The sequence below is a fragment of the Yoonia vestfoldensis SKA53 genome (assembly GCF_000152785.1).
GTDB lineage: Bacteria > Pseudomonadota > Alphaproteobacteria > Rhodobacterales > Rhodobacteraceae > Yoonia > Yoonia vestfoldensis_A.
This window is the reverse complement of sequence record NZ_CH672414.1, coordinates 584,365-610,251: the sequence shown is the minus strand read 5'-3', so window position 1 is coordinate 610,251 and position 25,887 is coordinate 584,365. Positions and strand designations below refer to the sequence as shown.

General features: G+C 61.7%; 24 protein-coding genes and 1 tRNA gene. 18 read left to right on the top strand and 7 right to left on the bottom strand.

Annotated features, from left to right (window positions below; genetic code table 11):
* Positions 1–9 precede the first annotated feature (9 nt).
* The 6 genes from SKA53_RS03065 (at position 10) to SKA53_RS03040 (ending at position 4,627) form a co-directional block, all read left to right on the top strand.
* The gene (locus SKA53_RS03065) at positions 10–816 is read left to right on the top strand and encodes a GNAT family N-acetyltransferase (protein ID WP_007204581.1); all 807 of its coding nucleotides are present in this window, start codon (positions 10–12) and stop codon (positions 814–816) included.
* A 70-nt stretch (positions 817–886) separates the two neighbouring features.
* Entirely contained in the window at positions 887–1,306 is a 420-nt protein-coding gene (locus SKA53_RS03060; RefSeq protein WP_007204580.1) for a Fur family transcriptional regulator, read from the top strand.
* Between the two features lie 3 nt (positions 1,307–1,309).
* The gene (locus tag SKA53_RS03055; protein ID WP_007204579.1) at positions 1,310–2,200 is read left to right on the top strand and encodes a DMT family transporter; all 891 of its coding nucleotides are present in this window, start codon (positions 1,310–1,312) and stop codon (positions 2,198–2,200) included.
* Between the two features lie 41 nt (positions 2,201–2,241).
* Entirely contained in the window at positions 2,242–3,516 is a 1,275-nt protein-coding gene (gene eno, locus SKA53_RS03050; RefSeq protein ID WP_007204578.1) for a phosphopyruvate hydratase, read from the top strand.
* Positions 3,517–3,549: 33 nt separating this feature from the next.
* Positions 3,550–4,188: a DUF7002 family protein gene (locus SKA53_RS03045; protein ID WP_007204577.1), complete on the top strand. Its 639-nt coding sequence runs from the start codon at positions 3,550–3,552 to the stop codon at positions 4,186–4,188.
* A gap of 10 nt (positions 4,189–4,198) precedes the next feature.
* A complete protein-coding gene (locus tag SKA53_RS03040; RefSeq protein WP_007204576.1) occupies positions 4,199–4,627 on the top strand; it encodes a cupin domain-containing protein in 429 nt (142 codons plus the stop codon).
* A gap of 93 nt (positions 4,628–4,720) precedes the next feature.
* On the opposite strand, the gene SKA53_RS03035 is transcribed toward SKA53_RS03040, so the two are convergent.
* The 5 genes from SKA53_RS03035 to pdxH form a co-directional block, all read right to left on the bottom strand.
* Positions 4,721–8,329, bottom strand: a complete 3,609-nt coding sequence (locus SKA53_RS03035; protein WP_007204575.1) for a vitamin B12-dependent ribonucleotide reductase — start codon at positions 8,327–8,329, stop codon at positions 4,721–4,723.
* 514 nt (positions 8,330–8,843) lie between these two features.
* Positions 8,844–8,920, bottom strand: a tRNA-Pro gene (locus SKA53_RS03030).
* 43 nt (positions 8,921–8,963) lie between these two features.
* On the bottom strand, positions 8,964–9,440 hold the full coding sequence (locus SKA53_RS03025) for a DUF192 domain-containing protein (protein ID WP_007204574.1): 477 nt from the start codon (positions 9,438–9,440) through the stop codon (positions 8,964–8,966).
* Complete coding sequence (locus tag SKA53_RS03020; protein WP_007204573.1) at positions 9,437–9,964, bottom strand: cold-shock protein; 528 nt, start codon at positions 9,962–9,964, stop codon at positions 9,437–9,439. The genes SKA53_RS03025 and SKA53_RS03020 overlap by 4 nt, the downstream gene beginning before the upstream one ends.
* 115 nt (positions 9,965–10,079) lie before the next feature.
* Positions 10,080–10,685: a pyridoxamine 5'-phosphate oxidase gene (gene pdxH, locus SKA53_RS03015; RefSeq protein ID WP_007204572.1), complete on the bottom strand. Its 606-nt coding sequence runs from the start codon at positions 10,683–10,685 to the stop codon at positions 10,080–10,082.
* A 152-nt stretch (positions 10,686–10,837) separates the two neighbouring features.
* Between pdxH and fabI the strand changes: the two genes are divergently transcribed.
* The 5 genes from fabI to trpE all read left to right on the top strand — a co-directional run bounded on the left by fabI (position 10,838) and on the right by trpE (position 16,821).
* A complete protein-coding gene (fabI, locus tag SKA53_RS03010) occupies positions 10,838–11,644 on the top strand; it encodes an enoyl-ACP reductase FabI (RefSeq protein ID WP_007204571.1) in 807 nt (268 codons plus the stop codon).
* 4 nt (positions 11,645–11,648) lie between these two features.
* Positions 11,649–12,152 (top strand): xanthine phosphoribosyltransferase, encoded by a 504-nt coding sequence (gpt, locus tag SKA53_RS03005; RefSeq protein ID WP_007204570.1) that lies wholly within the window; start codon positions 11,649–11,651, stop codon positions 12,150–12,152.
* A 75-nt stretch (positions 12,153–12,227) separates the two neighbouring features.
* Positions 12,228–13,403 (top strand): aminotransferase, encoded by a 1,176-nt coding sequence (locus SKA53_RS03000; RefSeq protein WP_007204569.1) that lies wholly within the window; start codon positions 12,228–12,230, stop codon positions 13,401–13,403.
* A gap of 60 nt (positions 13,404–13,463) precedes the next feature.
* Entirely contained in the window at positions 13,464–15,305 is a 1,842-nt protein-coding gene (locus SKA53_RS02995; RefSeq protein WP_007204568.1) for a peptidylprolyl isomerase, read from the top strand.
* 7 nt (positions 15,306–15,312) lie between these two features.
* Entirely contained in the window at positions 15,313–16,821 is a 1,509-nt protein-coding gene (trpE, locus tag SKA53_RS02990; RefSeq protein ID WP_007204567.1) for an anthranilate synthase component I, read from the top strand.
* A 2-nt stretch (positions 16,822–16,823) separates the two neighbouring features.
* Here the strand turns inward: trpE and SKA53_RS02985 are convergent, their stop codons facing one another.
* Positions 16,824–18,152 (bottom strand): divergent polysaccharide deacetylase family protein, encoded by a 1,329-nt coding sequence (locus SKA53_RS02985; protein WP_007204566.1) that lies wholly within the window; start codon positions 18,150–18,152, stop codon positions 16,824–16,826.
* A 142-nt stretch (positions 18,153–18,294) separates the two neighbouring features.
* Here SKA53_RS02985 and SKA53_RS02980 point away from each other — a divergent pair, with 142 nt between their 5' ends.
* The 7 genes from SKA53_RS02980 (at position 18,295) to lexA (ending at position 23,770) form a co-directional block, all read left to right on the top strand.
* Positions 18,295–18,876, top strand: coding sequence for an anthranilate synthase component II (locus SKA53_RS02980; RefSeq protein ID WP_007204565.1), 582 nt, complete (start codon positions 18,295–18,297; stop codon positions 18,874–18,876).
* Positions 18,873–19,886 carry an anthranilate phosphoribosyltransferase gene (gene trpD, locus SKA53_RS02975; RefSeq protein ID WP_007204564.1) on the top strand — a complete coding sequence of 338 codons (1,014 nt, stop codon included), beginning with the start codon at positions 18,873–18,875 and terminating at the stop codon, positions 19,884–19,886. Before SKA53_RS02980 ends, trpD begins: the two co-directional genes overlap by 4 nt.
* Positions 19,886–20,527: a uracil-DNA glycosylase gene (locus tag SKA53_RS02970; protein ID WP_007204563.1), complete on the top strand. Its 642-nt coding sequence runs from the start codon at positions 19,886–19,888 to the stop codon at positions 20,525–20,527. Before trpD ends, SKA53_RS02970 begins: the two co-directional genes overlap by 1 nt.
* Complete coding sequence (gene trpC / locus SKA53_RS02965; RefSeq protein WP_007204562.1) at positions 20,524–21,333, top strand: indole-3-glycerol phosphate synthase TrpC; 810 nt, start codon at positions 20,524–20,526, stop codon at positions 21,331–21,333. Before SKA53_RS02970 ends, trpC begins: the two co-directional genes overlap by 4 nt.
* The gene (moaC, locus tag SKA53_RS02960) at positions 21,330–21,806 is read left to right on the top strand and encodes a cyclic pyranopterin monophosphate synthase MoaC (RefSeq protein WP_007204561.1); all 477 of its coding nucleotides are present in this window, start codon (positions 21,330–21,332) and stop codon (positions 21,804–21,806) included. Before trpC ends, moaC begins: the two co-directional genes overlap by 4 nt.
* Positions 21,803–22,975: a molybdopterin molybdotransferase MoeA gene (locus tag SKA53_RS02955; protein ID WP_007204560.1), complete on the top strand. Its 1,173-nt coding sequence runs from the start codon at positions 21,803–21,805 to the stop codon at positions 22,973–22,975. The genes moaC and SKA53_RS02955 overlap by 4 nt, the downstream gene beginning before the upstream one ends.
* Before the next feature lie 111 nt (positions 22,976–23,086).
* The gene (gene lexA / locus SKA53_RS02950) at positions 23,087–23,770 is read left to right on the top strand and encodes a transcriptional repressor LexA (RefSeq protein ID WP_007204559.1); all 684 of its coding nucleotides are present in this window, start codon (positions 23,087–23,089) and stop codon (positions 23,768–23,770) included.
* Here the strand turns inward: lexA and SKA53_RS02945 are convergent.
* A complete protein-coding gene (locus tag SKA53_RS02945; RefSeq protein ID WP_007204558.1) occupies positions 23,764–25,830 on the bottom strand; it encodes a ComEC/Rec2 family competence protein in 2,067 nt (688 codons plus the stop codon). The two genes, lexA and SKA53_RS02945, sit on opposite strands and share 7 nt — an antisense overlap.
* Between the last annotated feature and the right edge of the window lie 57 nt (positions 25,831–25,887).

Genomic DNA, 25,887 nt, shown 5'->3' with positions numbered 1-25,887 from the left:
AACCAAGTCATGAAAAGCCGCCCCTATCCGCTGCAACAGCATCCGCGTTTTGCCGCCGCCCTGTCCGCCTTGGGGGTGGTGACGCGCAGCATGGCCCTGCCGCAGGGGGGCAGCTTGCAGATTGTACAGCGCTGGGGCATTCGTTTCGCCTCGCGCGGGCCGGTGTTCGACCTTGATACGTCGCCGCAACAGCGTATCGCCGCCTTGCGGCAGGCGCGGCTGCACCTGCTCAACGCCGAAATGCCTGATCCCGCGCTGCGACAGGCGGGGTTCCAGCAGACGCATAGCGCGGCCTCGGTGGCTGAAATGCCGCTGGACGGGGATATTCTGGCGCGGCTCCATCCCAAATGGCGCGCGACATGGCGCAAGGCGGGCGATCTGACGCTGACAACAGCGCCGTTTTGCGCGCGCGCGCATGGCTGGCTGCTGCAGGCCGAACATGCGCAACAACGCCGCGCGCGCTACCGCGCTCTGCCCCATGCGCTGATCGCGGCCTTTGCCGCGACGGGGCGCGATGCTGCTGTGGTCTATACGGCAGCACAGGCTGGCGCACCTATCGCGGCAATGCTGTTCTTGCGGCACGCACCGGTCATCACCTATCACCTTGGCTGGACATCCGATGCAGGGCGGCAGTGCGGCGCGCATCACAAGATCCTGATCGCCGCCGCCTGTGACCATGCCACAAAAGGCTATTGCAGGCTTGATCTGGGGCTCGTCGATACGCACAACAGCCCCGGCCTTGCACGGTTCAAGATCGGCACGGGGGCCGTGATCCGCCAGTTGGGTGGTACATGGATCAAGGTGCCATGGCTGTGATGGGCAATCACGTCTGGCCAGCGCATGGATCGGCCGTTAAGACGGGAACAGACGAATATCCGGACTGCGCATGACAGATACCATCCTTTCCCGCTGCGAGGCACAAGGCCTGCGCCTGACCGACCAACGCCGGGTCATCGCGGGCGTGCTGGAATCTGCCGATGACCACCCCGATGTCGAAGAATTGTACAACCGCGCCGTGGCTGTCGACCCGCGCATTTCGCTGGCGACAGTGTACAGGACCGTCAAATTGTTCGAGGAATCGGGCATTCTTGAAAAACACGAATTCGGCGACGGCCGCGCAAGATACGAGGCCGCAGACCGCGACCACCATGACCATCTGATCGACATGCACACCGGCGAAGTGATCGAATTTGTCGATCCCGAGATCGAGGCGCTGCAAGAACGCATCGCTGCCAAGCTAGGGTACCGGTTGATGGGGCATCGGCTGGAACTCTACGGGTTGCCCGTGAAGAAAAAGGACCACTGAGCTTTGGAAAACCTGCGCGGTGCAGCCTTCATGGTGCTGGCGATGTTCTGTTTCGCGCTGCTTGACACAACGATAAAGGTATTGTCGCAATCCATGTCCGTGGGCCAAGCGCTGGCGCTGATCAGCATCGGTATTCTGGCGCTGCTTCTGGGCTGGTCTTTGGTGCAACGCATCCCTTTGTGGCAGACGGATTACCGCAACCCCCGCGTGATCCTGCGCAGCCTGTGCGAAGTGGTCGGTACCTGCCTGATTTCGCTGGCATTGTCGCTGGTGCCACTGACCACAGTATCGGCGGTCATTCAGGCGACACCTTTGGTGGTGGCGATGGGTGCGGGGCTGTTTTTGGGGCAAAGCATCGGCTGGCGGCGCTGGATCGCGATCATTGTGGGCTTTGGCGGGGTGCTGCTGATCATCCGCCCCGGATTGGACGGGTTCAACCCCGCCACGCTGCTGGCTGTTGCAGGCATGCTGGCGCTGGCGTCGCGTGATCTGTTGACACGCGCGCTGCATGTCACGCTGTCGGGGGTGCAATTGGGCATCCATGCCTTTGCCTTCGTGCTGCCCGCCTCGCTTGTGCTGATGATCGCGCCGGGCGAACCGCTGGTCCAGCCGGATGCAGGCACCTGGGCGCTGGTGCTGGCAGGGGTTTTTATCGGGGTGATGTCCTATCTGTCGATTATCGCCGCCACCCGCTTTGGCAATGCCGGCGTGATTTCATCCTTTCGTTACAGCCGTATGATTTTTGCACTGGCAATCGGATTTGTCGTGCTTGGCGAAAGACCCGATGCCGCAACGCTGGCCGGGGCGGCCATCATCATCACCTCCGGCATCTTCACGCTCTGGCGCGAGGCCCGGATGCGCCGCGCTTCCCTTGTGGCAGAAGCCACGATATAGACACACTGATACCGCTAACATCGCTTCCAAAGGAGCCTTTCATGACCACGATCATCGACATCCACGCCCGCGAAATCCTCGACAGCCGGGGCAACCCCACGGTCGAAGTCGATGTGATCCTGGAAGACGGCACCATGGGCCGCGCCGCCGTGCCATCGGGGGCATCCACCGGCGCGCATGAGGCGGTCGAACGCCGCGACGGTGACAAATCGCGCTATCTGGGCAAAGGCGTGCTGGAAGCGGTCGCCGCCGTGAACGGCGAAATCGCCGAAGCGATCCTTGGGTTTGACGCCACCGAACAGGTCGGCATCGACATGTCGATGATCGAACTGGACGGCACGCCGAACAAATCACGCCTTGGGGCCAATGCCATCCTCGGCGTGTCGATGGCGGTGGCGAAAGCGGCTGCCGATTTCACCAGCCAGCCGCTTTATCGCTATATCGGCGGCACCTCTGCCCGCATGTTGCCCGTGCCGATGATGAACATCATCAACGGCGGCGAACATGCCGACAACCCGATTGATATCCAAGAATTCATGATCATGCCCGTCGCCGCCAGCAATATCCGCGAGGCTGTGCGCATGGGGTCCGAAGTGTTCCACACGCTGAAAAAGGAACTGTCAGCCGCAGGTTTCAGCACCAGCATCGGCGATGAGGGCGGTTTCGCCCCCGCCATAGGATCAACCCGCGAGGCGCTGGATTTCATCATGAAAGCCATTGAAAAAGCGGGCTATGCGCCCGGTGCCGATATCTATCTGGCGCTCGATTGCGCCGCGACAGAATATTACAAGGGCGGCAAATATGAAATGGCGGGCGAAGGGGCCTCGTTGTCCAGCGAACAGAATGCCACCTATCTGGCAAAACTCGCCGCGGATTACCCGATCATCAGCATCGAAGACGGCATGGCCGAAGATGATTGGGACGGCTGGAAACTGCTGACCGACATGATCGGTGACAAGGTCCAACTGGTCGGTGATGATCTGTTCGTCACCAACCCTGCCCGTCTGGCCGAAGGCATCAAACGTGGCTGCGCCAATTCCATGCTGGTCAAGGTCAACCAGATCGGCACCCTGACCGAGACGCTGCAAGCCGTCGATATGGCGCATCGCGCGCGCTATACCAATGTGATGTCGCATCGATCGGGCGAGACCGAGGATGTCACCATTGCCGACCTCGCCGTTGCGACCAATTGCGGCCAGATCAAGACCGGGTCGCTGTCACGCTCTGACCGTCTGGCGAAATACAACCAGCTGATCCGGATCGAAGAAGCCTTGGGCGAAACCGCCACCTATGCCGGTCGCAGCATCCTGCGGTAAGGTGGGTTTGAACCCACCCTACACGATCACGCCATGACGGCCCGCGCCGCATTTCTGCGGGCCGTGGGGCCACGGCTTTTGCATTGCACCGCGCGCAGCAACCTGGCGGGCATCCATCTGAACGGGTTGATGCCGCCTGCCCTGCTGGCGCAAAAGGCGCGGCGCGATCCTGCCACGCTGGCGCTGCGCCGCGACCGCGTTTTGCTGACGCTGCCCGACAGCACCAGCGCGCGGCTGAACCATCAGCTGCCGATTTTGCAGGGGTTGGCTGCCGCCAACAGCATCATCGACGGCCATGACGCGACCAGCTGGGCACGCCAGCTGGATGGGCGCGTGTTCTTTTGGCCCGCCCACAAGGGGCGCGCCTTTGTCGACAGTATCAGGCGTGACAACGAGATTGCGCTGATCTGGTTTGACAGTGACGCTCTTTTCGACGCGCTTGGCCCCGCATTATGGCTGTCGCCGATCAACAGCGGTAATTTCCGCCAAGGCGGCGCGCGGGCGCGGCGTGGCGACTGGCTTTATTGCCGCGCCACCGATGGGATCACCGCATTCCGCCGAAACCGGCGCGACCGTGGCCTGGTTACCGGCACCGACAGGGTCAGCGAAATATCCTTGACCAGCGCCATCTCGGCCCGCTTGCTTTACGATCTTGCCCCCGACATCCAGTAAAGGCCCGCCCATGACCGCCGACGACATCATCGCCCATCTGCAATTGGCCCCGCATCCCGAAGGCGGCTTTTACCGCCAGACATGGGTGGCGCAAAACGCGGGCCGTCCGGTCGGCACCTGCATTTATTTCCTGCTGAAGGCCGGCGCCGGCAGCCATTGGCACCGTGTCGATGCTGTTGAAATTTGGCATTATTACGCCGGTGCGCCGCTGGTGCTGTCGTTGTCGCCCGATGATGCAGGCCCTGCGGTGGATCATGTGCTGGGGCCTGATCTGATTGCGGGGCAGCTGCCGCAGATCATCGTGCCGGACCAGCATTGGCAGGCGGCGCGCAGCACGGGTGACTGGACGCTGGTCGGCTGCACCGTATCGCCGGGGTTTGATTTTGCCGGTTTCACGCTGGCGGACCCGGGGTTTGATATTCCACGCGGTCGCGCCTGAGTATTTTTAGAAAAGAGAAGTTGAAAGACCACAGCGTAACGCCGCCCCCAAAGCATAATCTTGGGGGGCGGCGGGTTTTTTTACGAAACAGGCTTAGCTACAGCCGCTAGTTCCGCCGCAGGTGTTGCATTTCATGCAGGTGCCGTTGCGCACCAGCGTGTAATTGCCACATTCGCCGCAAGCTTCGCCTTCATAGCCCTGCATCTTGGCCTTGTCGCGGGCCGACAGGGTGGCCGTTTCCGCCACCACGGCTGTCATTGTCGCCGTGCCGCTGACAAGCGCCGCAGAGCTGACGCCGGTTTGCAGCGCCATCAGGTCCTGTGGCATCCGTTTGCGCAGATAACCAGTCGAGGAAATCTGTTTGAGAACCTCAAGCGAGCGCGAGGCGGCGTTTTCACTGGGCGTGCGGACGTTGGCAACGCCTTCGGCTTCACCACGGCCGATATCATCGAACGACGCGCCTTCGGGTTTGACATGCGCGAGGTCCGTCCGGTCGAGGTAGGACACCGCCAATTCGCGGAAGATGTAATCCAGGATCGAGGTCGCATTCTTGATGCTGTCGTTGCCCTGTACCATGCCTGCGGGTTCGAACTTGGTGAAGGTGAAGGCATCGACGAATTCTTCGAGCGGCACACCATATTGCAGGCCGACGGACACGGCGATGGCGAAATTGTTCATCATCGCGCGGAAACCGGCCCCTTCCTTGTGCATATCGATAAAGATTTCGCCCAATTTGCCGCCTTCGTATTCGCCGGTGCGCAGATAGACCTTGTGGCCGCCGACGATGGCCTTTTGGGTATAGCCTTTGCGCCGCTGCGGCATCTTTTCGCGTTCGCGGTTGCGGATTTCGCGGACGATGATCTTTTCCACGATCTTTTCGGCCAGAACGGCGGCCTTTTCATGGTGGTTGCCGCTTTCCAGCACTTCGCGCGCGTCGTCATCATCCTCGACCAGCGCTGATGCCAGTGGCTGCGACAGTTTCGATCCGTCACGGTAGAGCGCATTGGCTTTCACGCCGAGCGACCACGACAGCTCATAGGCTTTCTGGCAATCCTCGATCGTCGCGTCATTGGGCATGTTGATCGTCTTGGAAATCGCGCCCGAGATGAACGACTGCGCCGCCGCCATCATATAGATATGGCTGTCAACGCTCAGATAACGCTTGCCTTTCTTGCCGCAGGGGTTGGCGCAATCGAAGACCGAATAATGGTCTTCGCGCAGGAACGGCGCGCCTTCCAGCGTCATGGTTCCGCAGACGTGATCATTGGCCGCCTCGATATCCTGCTTGGTATAGCCAAGATGGCGCAGCAGATCGAAGGTTGGATCGTTCAGCTTTGCCTCTGGGATGCCCAGCGTTTTGGTGCAGAAATCCGCCCCCAGCGTCCATTGGTTGAACACAAAGCGGATATCAAAGGCCGAGCGCAACGCACCTTCGACCTTGTCGAGTTCCGCCTGACCAAAACCATGCCCGATCAGCGACGTGTGGTTGATCGCAGGTGCCTGCCCCATTGAGCCGTGACCGACTGCATAGGCGATGATTTCCTCGATCTGGGCCGAACCGTAGCCGAGCTTTTCGAGTGCTGCCGGCACCGATTGGTTGATGATCTTGAAATACCCGCCACCGGCCAGTTTCTTGAACTTGACCAATGCGAAATCAGGCTCGATCCCGGTTGTGTCGCAATCCATCACCAGACCGATCGTGCCGGTCGGCGCGATGACCGAGACTTGCGCGTTGCGATAGCCATGCGCCTCGCCCAGGCGCAGCGCCTCGTCCCAGCTTTCCACGGCCAGTTTGACCAGACGGTCGTCAGGGCAATTGGCATGATCCAGTGGTACGGGTTTCACATCCAGTGCTTCATAGCCATCCGTCTTGCCATAGGCCGCGTTGCGGTGGTTGCGGATCACGCGCAGCATGTGTTTTTCGTTCTTGGCATAGCCGGGGAATGCGCCCAACTCGCCTGCCATTTCCGCAGATGTCGCATAGGATACGCCGGTCATGATCGCGGTCAGCGCAGCACCCATGGCGCGGCCTTCGGCGCTGTCATAACCAAAGCCCATATTCATCAGCAAACCGCCGATATTGGCATAGCCCAGACCCAGCGTGCGGAAATCATAGGACCGCTGGGCAATTTCCTTGGACGGGAATTGCGCCATCATGACAGAGATTTCCAGCGTCACGGTCCACAGACGGGTGGCGTGCATGTAATCTTCGACCTGAAACTGCCCGTCCTTGTAAAACGTCAGCAGGTTCATCGAGGCAAGGTTACAGGCCGTATCATCAAGGAACATGTATTCCGAACAGGGGTTCGATCCGCGGATCGCGCCATCTTCGGGGCAGGTATGCCATGCGTTGACGGTGTCGTGGTACTGGATGCCCGGATCGGCACAGGCCCATGCGGCATGACCCACCTGTTCCCACAGATCGCGCGCCTTGATGATTTTCGCGACTTCACCGTTCTTGCGGTTGATCAGCTTCCACATCTCGTCGTTTTCGACAGCTTTGAGGAAGGCGTCGGTCACGCGAATCGAGTTGTTGGAATTCTGGCCAGACACGGATGAATAGGCTTCGGAATCCCAATCGGTGTCATAGGTCGGAAATTCGATGCTGGTGTGGCCCTGCTTGGCGTAATCCAGCACGCGCTTGATATAGGTCTCTGGGATCGCCGAGCGTTTTGCATCTTTCACAGCGGCGGCCAGCGTTTCGTTGGTCTTGGGATCATAGGCGGCAATTTCTTCGCCGTCCCATGATTCGATCGCCGCGAAAATCGCGTTCAGATAGCGTTCGTGCATCTTGGAACCAGCGACGATGGATGCCACCTTTTGTTCTTCGATCACCTTCCAGTTGATGAATTCCTCGATATCGGGGTGGTCGGCATCGACGATGACCATCTTGGCCGCACGGCGTGTTGTGCCGCCCGATTTGATCGCACCGGCAGCGCGGTCACCGATTTTCAAGAAACCCATCAGGCCGGATGATTTACCACCGCCGGACAGTTTTTCGCCCTCGCCCCGCAGGGAAGAGAAGTTGGTGCCGGTGCCAGAGCCATATTTGAACAGGCGGGCTTCGCGGACCCACAGGTCCATGATTCCGCCTTCGTTGACCAGATCGTCAGCGACGGATTGGATGAAACAGGCATGCGGCTGCGGATGTTCATAGCTGGATGTCGATTTGGTCAGCTCGCCGGTCTGGTAATCGACATAATAATGCCCCTGTGCGGGACCATCGATGCCGTAGGCCCAATGCAGACCGGTATTGAACCACTGCGGGCTGTTGGGGGCCGCGCGCTGGCTGGCCAGCATGTGGCGCATTTCGTCGAAATAGGCACGCGCATCTTGTTCGGTTGTGAAATAGCCGCCTTTCCAGCCCCAATAGGTCCAGGCGCCCGCCAAACGGTCGAACACCTGCTTGGCGCTGATTTCACCACCGAATGTCGCGTTTTTGGCTGGAACGGATTTCCACAGAAATTCTGGCACGCCCTTTTCTTTGACCTTTGTGGTCGCAGACGGCACGCCGGCCTTGCGGAAATACTTCTGCGCGATCACGTCGGATGCGACCTGGCTCCAGCTTGCGGGAATTTCGCAATCATCGAGCTTGAATACGATGGTGCCATCCGGATTGCGGATCTCAGAGGTCGTGGTCTTGAACGCAAGCGCTGCATAAGCATCCGCGCCTTCGGTCGTGAAATTCCGTTCGATTTTCATGTCTCTGCCCCTTTTGGATGGCCGTCGTTGCAGCCCGTATTTGTTAAGCACCATTTGCACAGCGCAGCCTGAAAGGGCGATTTCACCAAGCAAACCGACGCAGCCCGTACGATGCACGGTCTGTTTGGAAACACATTCCAGCCTGGTACTTAGTTAATTGGTCGTCCCCACGCCGACGCGACATATGGTGGTGTCTGGGCGGCTTGGTTAAAGTGGCGCATCTATACCTAGTGGGTCAACGTTTTTTTAACACCAAATGCAGATTTTTTCGATTGACGCGCAGCGACGGGGGTGCGTCGAAAACAGGCGGATGATTCACCCACCAAACGACCCACAGCCCCCCGACACGAAGCGCTGCAAAGAAAGTCTTTGTCTCTTTTGACTTAGCGGTGAATTCTGTCCTGTGGCATGAATTATCCACAGACCGGCACCAGTCTTGGGCGGCCAGCAGCGCATGCAACGCCAAAGCAACAGCCCGAGGGCGATTGCTACGATTTCACAAAACTTGGATTTATGGTCGGGGCGGAGAGATTCGAACTCCCGACCCTCTGTTCCCAAAACAGATGCGCTACCAGGCTGCGCTACGCCCCGAACCGAGGCTGTCTTTAGACCCCCTCAACCGATTTGAAAAGCCCTAACTGTCGGTCTTTTCGCGACAAGCTAAAATTGCGTCAGCCCCGAAAGCAGGGTGCTGCATGATATCGCCAGCAGCAATTCCCAACCGCGCGGCCAGCCCGCCATTGATCTCGAGCACCATCTGCACCCCGTCGCCGCCGGGAATCGGGGTCAGGTCGCCCGGCACCGCGTTTTCATGCACCCGCAGGATTTCGCCCTGCGGGCTGGCAAAGATCATATCCAGCGGAATCAGGGTGTTTTTCATCCAGAAACTGACCGCCTGGGGGCGTTCATAAACAAATAGCATCCCCGCCATGCGTGGCATGGTTTCGACATGCATCAACCCTTGCGCGCGGGTCGCGGGGGTATCGGCGATTTCGACGGTAAATGTCGCCTGCCCCCAATCGCCCCGAATCGTCACGCGGTCCTCGGCGCAGGCCGCGGCGGCCAGCGGAGCCGCCATCCCCAGAACCAGCGCAAGAATCAGAGACTTCATTTTGCCGCAGCTTCCCAACCGACAATGTCGATCGCCATGCGCCCGCGTTCGCCATCGACCAGACGCAGGCCAATCGCCTCGCCTGATTGCAGGTCGGACAGACCGGACCGGCGCAAGACCTCGATATGGATGAACACATCGTCCGAACTGCCGAACACATTGGCGAAACCGAATCCCTTGGCCTTGTCGAACCATTTGACGCGGGCAGGCTCGATCGGCCGTTTGGCGATGTCCTCTGGCGTGAAATCCGACATATCGCGCAACGGTAATGCCGCATCCGCATGTGGCGGCGTGATCGAGATCACCTCGACCGCCTGCAGGCCGCGCTGGGTATCTTGCACCATCAGGTCAATGCGCGATCCATCAACGACCGACCCCTGCCCGAAATTGCGCAGCACATTGGCATGCAGCAAGATGTCTGGACCGCCCAGCTCTGCAATAACAAATCCGAAACCCTTTGTCGGATCAAACCACTTTACCTGACCTTGCACCCGCCGAAGGTAGGCGGTCTCTAGCGTTTCCATCTTCTCTTCCTTTTGACGCGGCACTCGTCCCGCACTACGCCCGTATACTTTTCGTTCCACCGCATATCACATGGCCAAGGCCGGACTGATATGGGCCGATCTGATCGCCAGGCCCTTAGGGGCTCAGGCGGGTGATCTTCCAATTGTCGTCTTTTGTCTCTCGCGACCACCGAAACCGGTCATGTAGACGAAAAGCGCCATCTGCCCAGAACTCTATTTCAAGCGGCGTGATCCGGAAGCCACCCCAATATGGCGGCCGCGCCGGATTTGGTCCCAGTTGCAGGGTCTTTCTTGCGACCTCTGCCATCAATGCGCCACGCGTTTCAAGCGGCTGCGATTGCCGTGATGCCCAAGCGCCGATCCGGCTTGGCAGCGATCTGGTTGCATAATAGGCATCCGCGACCGGCCCGTCTTCGCGCGTCACCAGCCCGCGGACGCGGACCTGCCGCGCCAACGATTTCCAGTGCATGACAAATGCCGCCTTGCCCGACGCATCAATCTCGACAGCCTTGCGACCTTCGTAATTAGTGTAAAAAACAAAGGCCTCCGGTTCAATCTCTTTCAACAGAACCATGCGGACATTCGGCAGACCCGCGGCGTCGACAGTGGCCAAGGCGATTGCATTCGGATCCGATGGCTCCGTTTGCGCAGCCGACGCCAGCCATTGCTGCGCAATAACAAAAGGGTCTTCACCCGCAAAAATACCAGCACGATCAGACATTGCCGATCTCCCCCATGCCCCAAGCGATAGGCTTAGGATCAAAAACAACCAGTATCAACCGCTTTAAGGGATAGACCGCACGCTGCTGGCATCTAGGCAACCGGCGGGCGACCGTGCTAGGGACCGTGAAACAAATCTTAAAGGGTGCTCTGATGACCTCACAATTGATGCAAGGCAAGCGCGGGCTGATCATGGGGCTTGCGAATGACAAATCCATTGCCTGGGGCATAGCCAAGGCCTGCGCCGATGCCGGAGCGGAACTTGCATTTTCCTATCAGGGCGAGGCGCTGAAAAAACGCGTCGATCCGCTGGCGCAATCGGTCGGCTCCGACACGGTGCTGCCATGTGACGTGGGCGACGAGGCGTCGATCGACGCGCTGTTCGCGGCGCTCGAGGCGAAATGGGGCAAGCTTGATTTCGTGGTCCATGCCATCGGATTTTCCGACAAGAACGAATTGCGCGGCCGTTATGTCGATACCAGCCGGTCCAATTTCCTGATGTCGATGGATATCTCGGTCTATTCCTTCACCGCCGTTGTCCAGCGCGCGGAAAAGATGATGACAGATGGCGGCTCCTGCCTGACGCTGACCTATTACGGCGCGGAAAAGGTGATGCCGCATTACAACGTGATGGGCGTGGCCAAGGCCGCATTAGAGGCCTCTGTGCGCTATCTGGCCGAGGATCTGGGCAAGAAAAACATCCGCGTCAACGCGATCAGCGCCGGCACGATCAAGACGCTGGCAGCCTCGGGCATCGGCGATTTCCGCTATATCATGAAATGGAACGAATATAATTCTCCCCTGCGGCGCACCGTGACGCAGGACGAGGTGGGCAAATCCTCGCTTTACCTGCTGTCGGACCTGGCCAGCGCTGTCACCGGTGAAGTGTTGCATGTCGATGCAGGCTATCATGTCGTCGGCATGAAGGCCGTCGATGCGCCAGATATCACAAAGGACTAAGCAGATGACCGACCGTTTGCCGCATGAAAAAGGCTTTCACATTTCCTGGGACCAGATCCACCGCGACAGCCGCGCGCTGGCCTGGCGGCTCGATGGGCAAGGCCCCGATGACGGCGCATGGCGCGCGGTGGTGGCAATCACCCGTGGCGGCATGGCGCCTGCGATGATCGTAGCGCGCGAGCTTGATATCCGCACCGTGGATACGATCAGCGTGAAAAGCTATGACCACCAGAACCAATCCGAAGCCCGCGTGCTCAAAGCGCCCGACGCCGCGCTGATGGGCGATGGCACTGGTATTCTGGTCGTCGATGATCTGGTTGATAGTGGCAAGACATTGGAACTGGTGCGCGCGCTTTTCCCAAAAGCGCATTTCGCAACGGTCTATGCCAAACCCAAAGGCCGCCCACAGGTCCAGACCTTCATTACCGAAGTATCGCAGGACACATGGATTTTCTTTCCATGGGACATGGCGCTGCAATATGTCGAACCTTATCGCGGCAAGGACTGATCACCGCATCGTTCGAGCTTAAATATCCCCGCCGGAGGCCCAAAAGTTTTTCGGCGCAACCCGTCTGGACCGTCCATGCCAAAATCCCGCACCGCCGCCACCTTCACCCCGCCTGTGATGGCGGCGCGGCGCTGGCTGGACGGGGTGACGCATCCCGCCGACAGGCCCCTGATCAACGTCAGCCAGGCCGCCCCGGTCATGGCACCCCCGCTGGCGCTGCGCGAGGCCGTGGCCCGCATCATGATGCAGGATACGGATGCCCATCTCTATGGTCCGGTTCTGGGCCTGCCCGCGCTGCGTGATGAAATCGCTGCGCAATGGTCTGCGGCCTATGGCGGGCGCATAAACGCAGGCCAGGTCGGCATCACCTCGGGTTGCAATCAGGCCTTCGCCGCCGCCATCGCAGCCCTTTGTGGCGAAGGCGATCAGGTGATCGTGCCTGTGCCTTATTATTTCAACCACCGCATGTGGCTCGATATGGCGGGTGTGACCACGGTGCCGCTGGTTTGCGGCGCGGATATGGTGCCGACAGCGGATGCGGTTGCGGCGCTGATCACGGACCGGACCCGCGCCATCGTGCTGGTCAGCCCGAACAATCCTTGCGGTGTGGAATACCCCGCCGCCACCTTGCGCGCCTTCATGGATCTGGCGCGCGCGCAGGGCATCGCGCTGATCGTGGATGAAACCTACCGCGATTTCGACAGCCGCACGGGTGCTGCGCATGACCTGTTCAGCGATCCGGCCTGGGATGACACGCTGATCCAGCTTTATTCCTTTTCCAAGGCCTACCGGCTGACCGGCCACCGTATTGGCGCGGTGCTGACCAATCCTGTGCGCATGGCCGAGATCGAGAAATTCCTTGATACCGTCGCAATCTGCCCCAACCAGATCGGGCAGCGCGCCGCACTTTGGGGGATGCAGAACCTGTCGGACTGGCTGGCGGGCGAGCGCGCCGAAATCCTCGACCGGCGCGCCGCGATCACCGATCATTTCCCGCAACTCGCCGCCAAGGGCTGGTCGCTGCTGGGGGTTGGGGCCTATTTCGCCTATCTGGCCCATCCTTTCGCCCTCTCCTCGACCGATCTGGCGCAAAGGTTGGTTGCGGATGCGGGCATCCTGCTGTTGCCCGGCACCATGTTCATGCCGGACGATATGCCCGCGGGCGAACGCCAGCTGCGCATCGCCTTTGCCAATATCGACCGCGCGGGGATCGCCACGCTGTTTGACAGGCTGGCCAAGGTCACCGTCTGACCCTTGCACCCAAGGGCCGCGCCCCTTATTCAGACGCGATAATTCAGGCGGAGCGATGGCATGGCACAGAAGAAAAAGACAAAGATCGGCGCATGGATCATCGTCGGCGTGGTGCTGGTCGGGCTGGCAGGTTTTGGCACCGGCGGTCTGACAGGCAATATCCGCACGCTTGGCACAGTCGGGGACAAGGACATCACCGTCGCCGCCTATCAGCGGAACCTGGACCAGCAGATCCGCGCGCTCTCTGCGCAATTCGGCACGCAGATTTCGTTCCAGCAGGCGCAGGCTTTCGGGATCGACCGGCAGGCCCTGTCACAGGTGGTGCAGACCCGCACGCTGGACAACGAAGCCGCCCGCATGGGTATTTCCGCCGGTGATCTGGCCGTGTTCGACCGGATCAGCGCGATTGGTGCATTTCAGAGCGCGGGCGGGTTCAACCGCGACACCTACCGCCTTGTGTTACAGCAATCCGGCCAGAGCGAATCCGAATTCGAGGCTGAAATCCGCGAGGATCTGGCCCGCACCTTGTTGCAAGCCGCCATTGTCAGCGGGGTGCCGGGTGCCGCCGCTTCTGCCGATGCGCTGGTCCGTTATGTCGCCGAAGCCCGCGACGTGACCGTGCTGCGCGTCAGTGCCGATATGCTGACCGCCCCGGTCCCCGGTGCAACCGATGCCGATATCACCGCCTTTTACGAGGCAAACGGCGATGAATTCCTGCTGCCCGAAGCGCGCGAGATCACCTATGCCTGGATGACCCCCGCGATGATCCAGGACCAGATGGAGGTCACCGATCTGGCGATTGAAACCCTGTATCAGGACCGGATCGCAGATTTCGTGCAGCCCGAACGCCGGCTTGTTGAACGGCTGAACTATGCCGATCCGGCTGCCGCACAGCTCGCTGGCGGCCGTCTGGCATCGGGGGATGCAACATTCGACGCGCTGGTTACGGAACGCGGGCTGACGCTGGCCGATGTGGATATGGGCGATCTGGGCCGTGATGAATTGCCCGCCAACACCGCTGATGCGGTGTTCACCGCCACACCCGGCGATGTGGTCGGGCCATTCCCCACCTCGCTGGGCGCGGCGCTGTTTCGCGTCAATGCGGTGCTGAACGCGCAAGAGGTCACATTGGACGAAGCCTCTGACGATCTGCGCGCCGAACTGGCCGCCGAGGCCGCCCGCAGCGTCATCAATGATGATTTCGACCGGATCACCGATCTTTTGGCCGGTGGCGCCACGCTCGAGGATCTGGCAGAGCGCACCGATCTGGTGCTGGGCCAGATCAGCTGGACACCTGATGTCACCGATGGCATCGCTGCCTATGACAATTTCCGCGCCGCTGCCGAAGCCCTGAGCGAAGGCGCATTTCCCGCGCTTGAAGTTTTGTCCGATGGCGGCGTTTTTGCGCTGCGTCTGGACAGTGTGACGCCTGCGCGCGTGCCGCCGCTGCAGGATATCCGCGCCGATGTCGCCGCCCGCTGGCAGCTGCAGGCGCAGCAGGATGCCCTGCTGGCCCGCGCGGCCGAAATCGCCGCCGACCTGACTGCCGACACCGATCTGGCCGCTCTCGGCATGACCCCGCGTGTGGAATCCAACCTGACCCGCCGCAGCTTTGTCGAAGGCATGCCCGAAGGGTTCAATGACGCTGTCTTTGCGCTTGCCCCCGGCGAAGCCCGCGTCGAGGACGCAGGCAACGGGGCGCTGATCGTGCGGCTGGATGCCATCACCGACGCCGACCCCACCGCGACCGATCAGGCCGCGCAGCGCGCGTCGATATCCGATTCTATCGCCGCAGGCATCGCGCAGGATCTGTTTGACGCCTATGTGCAAGCGGTCCAGCAGGCCACGCGCATCACGATCAACCAGGCCACCGTTGACGCGGTCAACGCCCAGCTTCAATAGGTGCGCCATGGCATTATTGCCCGATTATGACAGCTTTGCCCGCAGCTATGACGCGGGTGAAAACCAGGTGGTCTATACGCGGATCGCCGCCGACCTGGACACGCCGGTTTCCTTGATGCTGAAACTGTCCGAGGCGGGCACAAATGCCTTCATGCTCGAAAGCGTGACAGGCGGTGAAATCCGGGGGCGCTATTCGATCATCGGGATGAACCCTGATCTGATCTGGGATTGTCGCGGCACCACAGCGCGCGTCAACCGCTCTGCCCGTTTCGATGCCGATGCTTTCGAGGTGATGCCGGCCGCCCCATTAGACGCCTTGCGCGCGATTTTGGCCGAATCGCGGATCAACCTGCCAGCCAGTCTGCCTGCGGCGGCGGCGGGGCTGTTTGGCTATCTGGGCTATGACATGATCCGGCTGGTGGAACATCTGCCCGATGTGAACCCCGATCCCTTGGGCCTGCCCGATGCGATCATGCTGCGCCCTTCGGTCGTGGCAGTGCTGGACGGGGTCAAGGGCGATGTTATCCTTGTCGCCCCCGCCTATGTCCGGCCTGACCTGTCGGCCAAAGCCGCCTATGCGCAAGCCGCCGAACGGGTCATGGATGCGCAGCGCGCGCTGGACCGGTCGCTGCCCCAGCACAGCCGCGCTTTGGCCGATCCGGCACCTGTCGCGCCGCCGGTGTCGAATTTCACGCATGAAGGTTATTTGCAGGCGGTCGAAAAGGCCAAGGATTATATCCGCGCCGGTGACATCTTTCAGGTGGTGCCATCGCAACGCTGGACACAGGAATTCCGCGAACCGCCTTTCGCGCTTTATCGGTCCTTGCGCCGCACCAACCCGTCGCCGTTCATGTTCTTTTTCAACTTTGGTGGGTTTCAGGTGATCGGAGCCAGCCCCGAAATCCTTGTGCGCGTGTTCGGCAATGAGGTCACGATCCGCCCCATTGCAGGGACGCGTCCGCGCGGGGCAACCCCTGCCGAGGATGATGCGAACGAGGCCGATCTGCTGGCGGATCAAAAGGAACTGGCGGAACATCTGATGCTGCTGGATCTGGGCCGCAATGATACCGGCAAGGTGTCAAAAATTGGCTCTGTCCGCCCGACGGAACAATTCATCGTCGAACGCTACAGCCATGTGATGCATATCGTGTCCAACGTGGTGGGCGAATTGGCCGATGATCAGGACGCATTAAGCGCCTTTTTTGCCGGTATGCCCGCAGGCACCGTATCAGGCGCGCCCAAGGTCCGTGCAATGCAGATCATCGACGAATTGGAACCCGAAAAGCGCGGTGTCTACGGCGGCGGTTGCGGCTATTTCAGCGCGGGTGGCGATATGGATATGTGCATCGCGCTGCGCACCGCCGTTTTGCAGGATGAAAAGCTTTATATTCAGGCCGGTGGCGGCGTTGTCTATGACAGCGACCCAGAGGCGGAATATCAAGAAACCGTCCATAAATCCAACGCCATCCGCAAGGCGGCGGCCGATGCGCGGATGTTCAAGGGCGGCGGAAACTGACCCTATTGCGCGAGCTGTTCCAATAGGATCGCCGACACCGGCGCCAAGGAAATCTGCGACGGATCGCTGCGCTCGGCCCAGTTGCGGATCGCGGCCAAGGTTTCGGGTGTTGTGCGCCCCAGCAGGACAACATGCCCCGATTGCCGCGCGCGCAGCGCCGCTTGCTGCAGGCTGCGTTCAATCGCGTCACGGGTTTCGCCCGCACCGTCTATGTCGCGCGTGATCTGCGCCACAGGCACGCCATCTGCCGTGATATTGCGCAAAGCCCCACCCATACCGCGCGGCAGAGTGACAAAACCGCGCCCTTCATCACCGATCAACCGCAACGCCTGATCGGCCAGCATCCGGTCCTGTGCCTCTGGGCCGGTGCCATCGGAAAAGATGGCAATCGCCTCGGGGACCAGACCGAACGCCCCGACATAGGTCGTTTCGACGTCGGACGGCAGCGCACCTTGCGGTAAATCGGCCTGCAACAACACCTCGATCCCGGCGGCGCGATAGGCGCGCATCCGCGCCGTCACATCGGCGGCGGCGGCGTTCAGCACGATTGTCGGCACGAAGGGCAGCCCGCTCAGGACATCGGGCGCATCGAGGATCAAGGCATTGTCCATCAGGACCACCGCGATCATTGGCAGGTCAGCGGCATAATCAAAATCGGCGGCATAGCGCAAAAGCGGCGAGGCGAGATCGCCGTCAAGCGCCGGTTCTTCGGGTCCGGCAGCGGGGGCCGTGCGGGGTCGGTTGACGCGCACATCCGCCGTAGATTGTGGCAGCGATGCCGATGGGCTGGTCTGGGGCCGGACCTGAGGCGCGGGCAGCGGCTCGGCTGGCGTATCTTGCAAAGCCGGTGGCACAGGCGCGGGCAATGTTACCACAGGCAAGTCTTGTTCGGGCGCAGGCTGCGCGGGTGCCTGCGGCGGTGTGATCGGTGCATCGGGCATCACCGTGGGCGCAGGCGGGGTCATGGCGGCAGGCGGGGGCACAGCCGCCTCGATGGCAGCGGCCAAGGGCGGCGCATCGGCGGCGGTTTGCGGGGCCAATTCTGGCACAGTTTCTGGCACAATTGCCGGCAAAGGTTCTGGCGCAGGTTCTGGCACAATTTCTGGCACGGCTGGTGCCGTATCGGGCAGCACAACCTGGGGCGTTGTCATCACCGGCGTATCCAGAACGGGTGCTGTCGCCGGGGCCGCTGGCACCGCCGCCGGCTGCGCGGTCGCTGCGGGCGGTTGGCTCACCACGGGCGTTTCCGGCCCCACCGACACGGACACCAGTCCAAGCAAACCACCGCCGACCAAAACCGCCCAGCCACCCCCCGCCAGAAATGCCCGCATGTACCTCACATCCTTATTGCAAATGCGCCCGCCGCCTTCGGACTTGACGCGACCGGCCCTGTCGGCCCATGTATGGCGGCGCTTATATCGTCAGCTTTGCCGCAGACGGTAGCCCCAAATTTCCAGCTTACGGGACCTGTCCATGCTGCTTTTGATCGATAATTACGACAGCTTTACCTATAATCTGGTGCATTATTTGGGCGAACTTGGGGCAGAGGTCGTCGTGCGCCGCAATGATGCGCTGGATGTGCAACAGGCCATGGCGATGCGCCCGTCCGCCATCGTGCTGTCGCCCGGCCCCTGCGATCCGGCACAGGCGGGAATTTGTTTGCCGCTGGTCCATGCGGCAGCCGAAACCGGCATGCCGCTGCTGGGCGTCTGCCTCGGCCATCAGGCGATTGGCGAGGCGTTTGGCGGCCATGTCGTGCGCTGCCATGACATCGTGCATGGCAAGATGGGCCAGATGCGCCATCAGGGTCAGGGCCTGTTCGCTGGGCTGCCCAGCCCTTTTGCCGCGACACGTTATCATTCGCTGGTCGTAGACCGCGCCACCCTGCCCGATTGTCTGAAAATCACCGCCGATCTGGAGGATGGCACGATCATGGGGCTTCAGCACAAAACCTTGCCGATCCACGGCGTGCAATTCCACCCTGAAAGCATCCGCTCCGAACATGGCCATGCCCTGCTGCAGAACTTTCTGGACATCGCCAAGGTGCTAGCATGACCGAGGCGATGAAACCGCTGATCTATGCCGCATCCGAAGGGCCGTTGTCACGCGCCCAAGCCGAAGAGGCGTTCGGGTATCTGTTCGCAGGTCAGGCGACCCCTGCCCAGATCGGCGGTTTGCTGATGGCGCTGCGCGCGCGCGGCGAGGCGGTGTCGGAATATGCCGCAGCCGCCGCCGTGATGCGCGCCCATTGCGTGCCTGTCACGGCACCGGACGGTGCGATGGACATCGTCGGCACGGGTGGTGACGGCAAACATACGCTGAATATTTCCACGGCCACCGCTTTTGTCGTGGCAGGCGCGGGCGTGCCGGTGGCCAAACACGGCAATCGCAACCTGTCGTCAAAATCCGGCACAGCGGATGTGCAATCAGCGCTTGGGATCAATGTGAACGTCACGCCTGATGTGGTCGAACGCGCGATCGCGCAGGCCGGCATTGGTTTCATGATGGCCCCGTTGCATCACCCCGCAATGCGCCATGTCGGGCCTGTCAGGTTGGAACTTGGATGCAAGACGATATTCAACATATTGGGACCATTGACAAATCCCGCCGGTGTCAAACGCCAGCTGACGGGGGCCTTTGCCATCGACCTGATCTTTCCGATGGCGGAAACGCTGCAACAGCTTGGCACTGAAAAGGCCTGGCTGGTCCACGGCAGCGATGGCACCGATGAAATCACGATCTGCGGGCCGACATCCGTTGCCGTGCTGGACGGTGGCAAGATCACCTCCCGCCAGATCCACCCAGAGGATGCGGGCCTGCCCGAACATGCCTTCCGCGACATCATTGGCGGGTCGCCGCAGGACAACGCACAGGCGCTGCGCGCGCTGCTGGATGGCGCACCCGGTGCCTATCGCGATGCGGTGCTGTTCAATGCCGCCGCCGCCTTGGTCGTGGCCGACAAGGCCGCCAACCTGCCCGATGGTGTACAGATCGCCCGCGACAGTATCGACAGCGGCAAGGCCAAAGCCGCCCTTGACGCGCTGGTGCGTGTCACGAACGCCTGATGTTCGATCTGTCGCGTCTGGGGGATTGGGCAGATCTGCCCTTTTTCCGCGACGATCTGCCGATACTGGCGGGGCGGATTGGTGCGGATATCCTGCCGCCCCCCGCGCTGACATTCACGGCCCTCGCACGTTGCCAGCCTGCCGCCACCCGCGTTGTCATTCTCGGGCAAGACCCCTACCACACGCCGGACAAGGCCGATGGGCTGGCCTTTTCTATCAACCCCGCATTCACCGGAAATCTGGCAAGCCTTGGCAATATCTTCAAAGAAATCCAGAGCGATACAGGCCAAAGCCGGAATAAAACCAACCTGCATGACTGGGCGGATCAAGGTGTTTTGCTGCTCAATACCGCCCTGTCTGTTGCGCCCGGTCGGGCCGGCGCACATGGTAAAATCGGTTGGTCCAGATTGGTTCATCAGGTATTGGCGCGGCTGAATGACCACCCCCGCGCCTTTATCCTTTGGGGCGCGCAGGCGCAGGCATATGCGGCCCGCCTGCCCGCGCATCACCTGCTCCTGACCTCGGCCCACCCCTCGCCGTTGTCGGCGCATCGGGGGTTTTTCGGGTCGCGCCCATTTTCAAAGGTCAACCAATGGCTTATGGATCGGGGGGATATTCCAATCAACTGGGCGGCCCCATGACCGACATTCTTGCCAAGATCAAAGACTACAAGCTGGCGGATGTGGCAGCGCGCAAAATCGCCCTGCCCTTGGCCGAAGCCGAAGCACTGGCGCGCGCCGCCAGCCCCGTGCGCGGTTTCGCTGCCGCATTGGCGGGTGCCAGCCGCGAAGGATACGGCCTGATCGCCGAGATCAAAAAGGCCAGCCCCTCCAAGGGCCTGATCCGCGCCGATTTCGACCCTGCGGCCTTGGCGCAGGCTTATGCGCAAGGCGGGGCCACCTGCCTGTCGGTGCTGACCGATGCGCCGTCCTTTCAGGGCGACGACAGCTATCTGGTCGCAGCGCGCGACGCCTGCGCATTGCCCGCGCTGCGCAAGGATTTCCTCTATGATCCCTGGCAGGTCGCGGAATCCCGCGCCTTGGGGGCCGATTGCATCTTGATCATCATGGCCTCGGTCAGCGATGCGCAGGCGCAGGAACTGGAACAGGCCGCGATCGACTGGCAGATGGATGTGCTGATCGAAGTCCATGATCAGGCCGAACTCGACCGCGCGGTGCTACTGAAATCGCCGCTGATCGGGATCAACAACCGCAATCTGAAAACCTTTGACGTGACGCTGGACACCACGCGCATCCTGTCCAAACGGGTGCCAGAGGACCGGCAGATCGTGTGCGAAAGTGGGCTGTTCACCCCCGAAGACCTTGCCGATATGGCCCGCTACGGCGCGCGTGCCTTTTTGATCGGCGAAAGCCTGATGCGCCAGGATGACGTGGCCGCCGCCACCGCCCGCCTGCTGGCCAATCCATCCACGGGGGCGATGCGATGACCGGGCTGACGCATTTCGACGCCGAAGGACAGGCGCATATGGTCGATGTCTCCGACAAGGCCGTGACCGACCGGATCGCCGTGGCCGAGGCCCATATCGTGATGGCGGATGCAACACTGGCGCTGATCACCCAAGGCCGCGCCAAAAAAGGTGATGTGCTGGGCATCGCGCGGATCGCAGGCATTATGGCGGCCAAGAAAACCGCCGATCTGATCCCGCTGTGCCATCCTTTGCCGATCACCAAGGTCAGCATCGACCTGACCCCAGACGCCACCCTGCCCGGCATCAGGATCAGCGCCACGGTCAAGACCAGCGGCCAGACCGGCGTCGAGATGGAGGCGCTCACCGCCGCCAGCACTGCCGCGCTGACCGTCTATGACATGGTCAAGGCGGTGCAAAAGGACATGGTCATCGGCGGTTTGCGCGTCACGCTCAAGGACGGCGGCAAATCAGGCCGGTTCGAAAATCCATGATCAGCGTTGCAGAGGCCCTGCAAGACCTCTTTGCGCTGGTCACCCCGCTGCCAGCACAAGACGTGCCGCTGCGTGATGCCGCACAGCGCGTACTGGCGCGCGATGTGACCGCGCGGCGCGACCAGCCGCCCTTTGCGGCCTCTGCCATGGATGGCTATGCGATCCATGCGGCCGATCACCGCCAAGGGGCCAGCCTGACCGTCATCGGCGAAGCTGCGGCCGGTCACGGCTGGCATGGCACATTGGCCCAGGGTCAGGCTTTGCGTATCTTCACAGGCGCGCCTGTCCCTGCAGGCGCAAGTCGCGTGATCATTCAGGAAAATGTCACCCGCGACGGCGAAAAAATCACCATCACCGATGCGCAGGACAGCGGCAGCAATATCCGCCCCCTGGGGGGCGATTTCGCGCAAGGCACGTCGCTGCCCGCGCCACGCCACCTGTCGCCCAATGATATTGCCTTGCTGGCGGCCATGAACATTGCAAGCGTGCCTGTCACCCGCAAACCCGTGGTCGCCATCATCGCCACGGGTGATGAATTGGTGCAACCGGGCGACAGCCCCGGCCCAGACCAGATCATCGCCTCCAACAGCTATGGGCTGGCCGCATTGGTCGCGGCCGCAGGCGCCACAGCACGGCTGCTGCCCATTGCGCGCGACAGCATCGCATCGCTGGAACAGACCTTTGCCCTGGCGCAGGGCGCTGATCTGATCATCACCATCGGCGGCGCCTCTGTCGGAGATCACGATCTGGTCGGACAGGTAGCGCAAAGCCTTGGCATGCAGCGCAGCTTCTACAAGATCGCGATGCGCCCCGGCAAACCGCTGATGGCCGGCCGGCTTGGCAGCGCCGCCATGATCGGCCTTCCGGGCAATCCGGTCTCGGCCATGGTCTGCGGTCATGTCTTCGTGCTGCCGGTGATCCGCAAGATGCTGGGGCTTGGCGCGCATCCCGCCGCAACGCAGACAGCCCTGCTTGCCCATGACATCAGCGCGAACGGGCCACGTGCGCATTACATGCGCGCGCATGCCACCGCCGCCGGTGTGACAATCTTTGAGCGCCAGGACAGCAGCCTGCTCAGCGTGCTGACGCAGGCCAATTGCCTTGCCCTGCGCCCGCCCCATGACCCCGCGCGCCAAGCCGGCGAAAGCGTGCAAATCGTGCCACTCTGACAGCTTCTTATTTCCAAAAATACTCCCGCGCGGCGCGCGTCGATCGCAAGGCGATTGACACAAAAGGGGAACAGGGGTAGAACATAAGCAAAACCAGCCAAGGATTTCGCCATGTTAACCAAAAAGCAGCTCGACCTTCTGGCCTTCATCCACACACGGGTGCAGCGCGACGGCGTGCCGCCCAGTTTTGACGAAATGAAAGAGGCGTTGGACCTGCGGTCAAAATCCGGCATCCACCGGCTGATCACGGCATTGGAAGAACGCGGTTTCATCCGCAGGCTGGCGCATCGCGCGCGGGCGCTGGAAATCCTCAAACTGCCCGACAGCATGATGGGCAGCGGGTTCCAGCCGCGCGTGATCGCAGGCGACAAACCCGCCAGTATCCCCACAGCCGCCCTGCCGGTCGAAGGCGGGTCAATGTCGCTGCCGGTCATGGGGCGCATCGCCGCCGGTGTCCCGATCGAGGCGATTTCCGAAGTCTCGCACCATGTGCATGTCCCGCAGTCCATGCTGGGCAAGGGCGAACATTACGCGCTCGAGGTCAAAGGCGATTCGATGATCGAGGCGGGCATCAACGATGGCGATGTCGTGGTGATCCGCGAAACATCCGTGGCCAATAACGGCGATATCGTCGTGGCCTTGGTCGAAGGGCAGGAAGCCACGTTGAAACGGTTCCGCCGCACCGGCAGCGCCATCGCGCTGGAGGCTGCGAACCCTGCTTATGAAACCCGCGTTTTCCGCGATGATCAGGTCAAGGTACAGGGCCGTCTGGTCGGGTTGATCCGCACCTATTGACGCGACAGCAACAGGGCTGCTTCGGGCGGGCCGGTGCGCCCGTTCCAGGGCCTGTTGCCTGCCCGTGCGCGCGATGTCTCGATGCGCAGGTCGCCTGTGGCGGTCAGGTCCATCGCCAACGCGCCTGTTCTGCGCAGACCGGTCAGGTCATAGACATGACAGGGGCGCGCAACCTCATCCACCTGATTGACGATCAACACATCCGCACCGCCGCAGCCTTGCAAGGCGGCCAGCGCGGTTTTGCCCGACACCTGCACGATCCGCCACTCGCCCAACATGGCCGTGACCACGCGGCCGTCCCGTTGCACCCCGCCACGGGCGGCGGCGATGTCTTGGGCCACCGGCGCGCCATCATTCTCGAGCCAGATCCCCGCGCTGAAACTGCCCCCCGTCGGTTTTGACAGGCTACGCCCCTCTGGCCCCAGCACCCCGATCAAGCCGCCATCGTCGGCCACCAGCAACGCAGGCCGCGTGCCCTGCTGCCAGATCACAAAGGCCAGCGCGGCAAAGGCGAGCCCCGCAAACCGCGCGCGCCCCTGCCACAAGATCAACCACAGCAGCGCCAGCGTCAGTATGGGCAACACCGCGCCGGGTGGCGCGATCACATGGCTGACCGCATTGGGCTGGGCCGCGGTTGTCTGTGCCACAAACAAGATCCAGCGCAGCCCCGGTTCCATCACCGCCAGCCCGATCCAGGCCAGCCCCAAAGGCCACAGACAGGCAGCCAGCACTGCGGCGGGCATCACCAGCACCCCCATCAACGGGACGCTGATCAGGTTGGCGATCAGCCCGTAATGCGACATGATATTGAAATGTGCCGCCGCATAAGGGGCGGTCGCCAGCCCCGCCACCAGCGATGACACAAACACCGACATCACCGGGCGCGTCCAGCGCGGCAGCCGGTGCAGCTTGGCCCCGCGCAAGGCGCGAAACACCGCGACAAGGGCGATGGTGGCCGCAAATGACATCTGGAACCCCGGGCCGGTCAAGGCCTCTGGCTGCCAGACAAGCACGATGATCGCGGCGATGGCCACCCCCCGCAGCGTCAGCGCGCGCCGTCCCAGCAGCACCGCCACCAGCATGACCGCCACCATGACAAAAGCGCGTTCGGTCGCGACATTGCCCCCCGACAAGGCGAGATAGAATGCGCCCACGATCAGGGCGATGACCGCGGCGATCTTTTTGGTGGGCAACCGCAGTGCCACCGCTGGCACCAGCGCCAGCCCATAGCGCACAACCGCAAACACAAAGCCCGTCAGCAACCCCATATGCAGTCCCGAGATTGCCAGCAAATGCGCAAGGTTGGCCGCGCGCAAAGCAGCAAGACCATCCTGCCCCATACCCGACCGGTCACCTGTCATCAAAGCGGCGGCAAAGGCCCCCGCCTCGCCCGGCATCGCCTCTTGCACGGCGCGCGAAATCGCCATGCGCAGTGCGAAAATTCGCATCATGGCATCGGGGGCCGCAGGCGCGGCCAACCGCAACACCGGATTGCGGGTGTAACCGACCGCCCCCAACCCCAAAAACCACGCATGGCGCTGGAAATCAAACCCGCCCGGTTCCGCCGGGCCAGCAGGGGGCGACAGATGGCCGGTCATCATCAGCACCGTACCGGGGCGATAATCGCTGAACGGCTGGTCACCATGCACCGACACGCGCACACGCGCGGGTGTGCGGTGGGGTGCGATCCGATCCAGCACCACGCGGTCCAGCGTCAGGCGCAGCGCGTCGCTGGCGGACCTGTCGATATTGACAACCCGCCCTTCGATCGTCCCGTAATAGCGGAAATTCAGCACAGGTGCGCCAACCGCTTCACTGCGGTATTTGGCGATGCCTGCCCCGATCATCGCGATAATGATAGCCAGCACGACAGGGCGATAGGCGACGCCAATGCGTGGCAGCGCCAGCAGCAGGGCAAAGGCCACAGCCCCCCCAATCGCAAGACCCGCATCACCCGGTTCCTGCCGCTGCGCGAAATACCACCCGATCCCCAGCCCCAGCCAGACCGGCACCCAGCACAACAGCCCCCCGCGCTGCGCCAAAAGCGCGTCTTCGACCAAGGCTCGCACTTGTTCTTCGTCCTTTGGCTGGCTATCCCCAAGGGGCACCGGCAGATT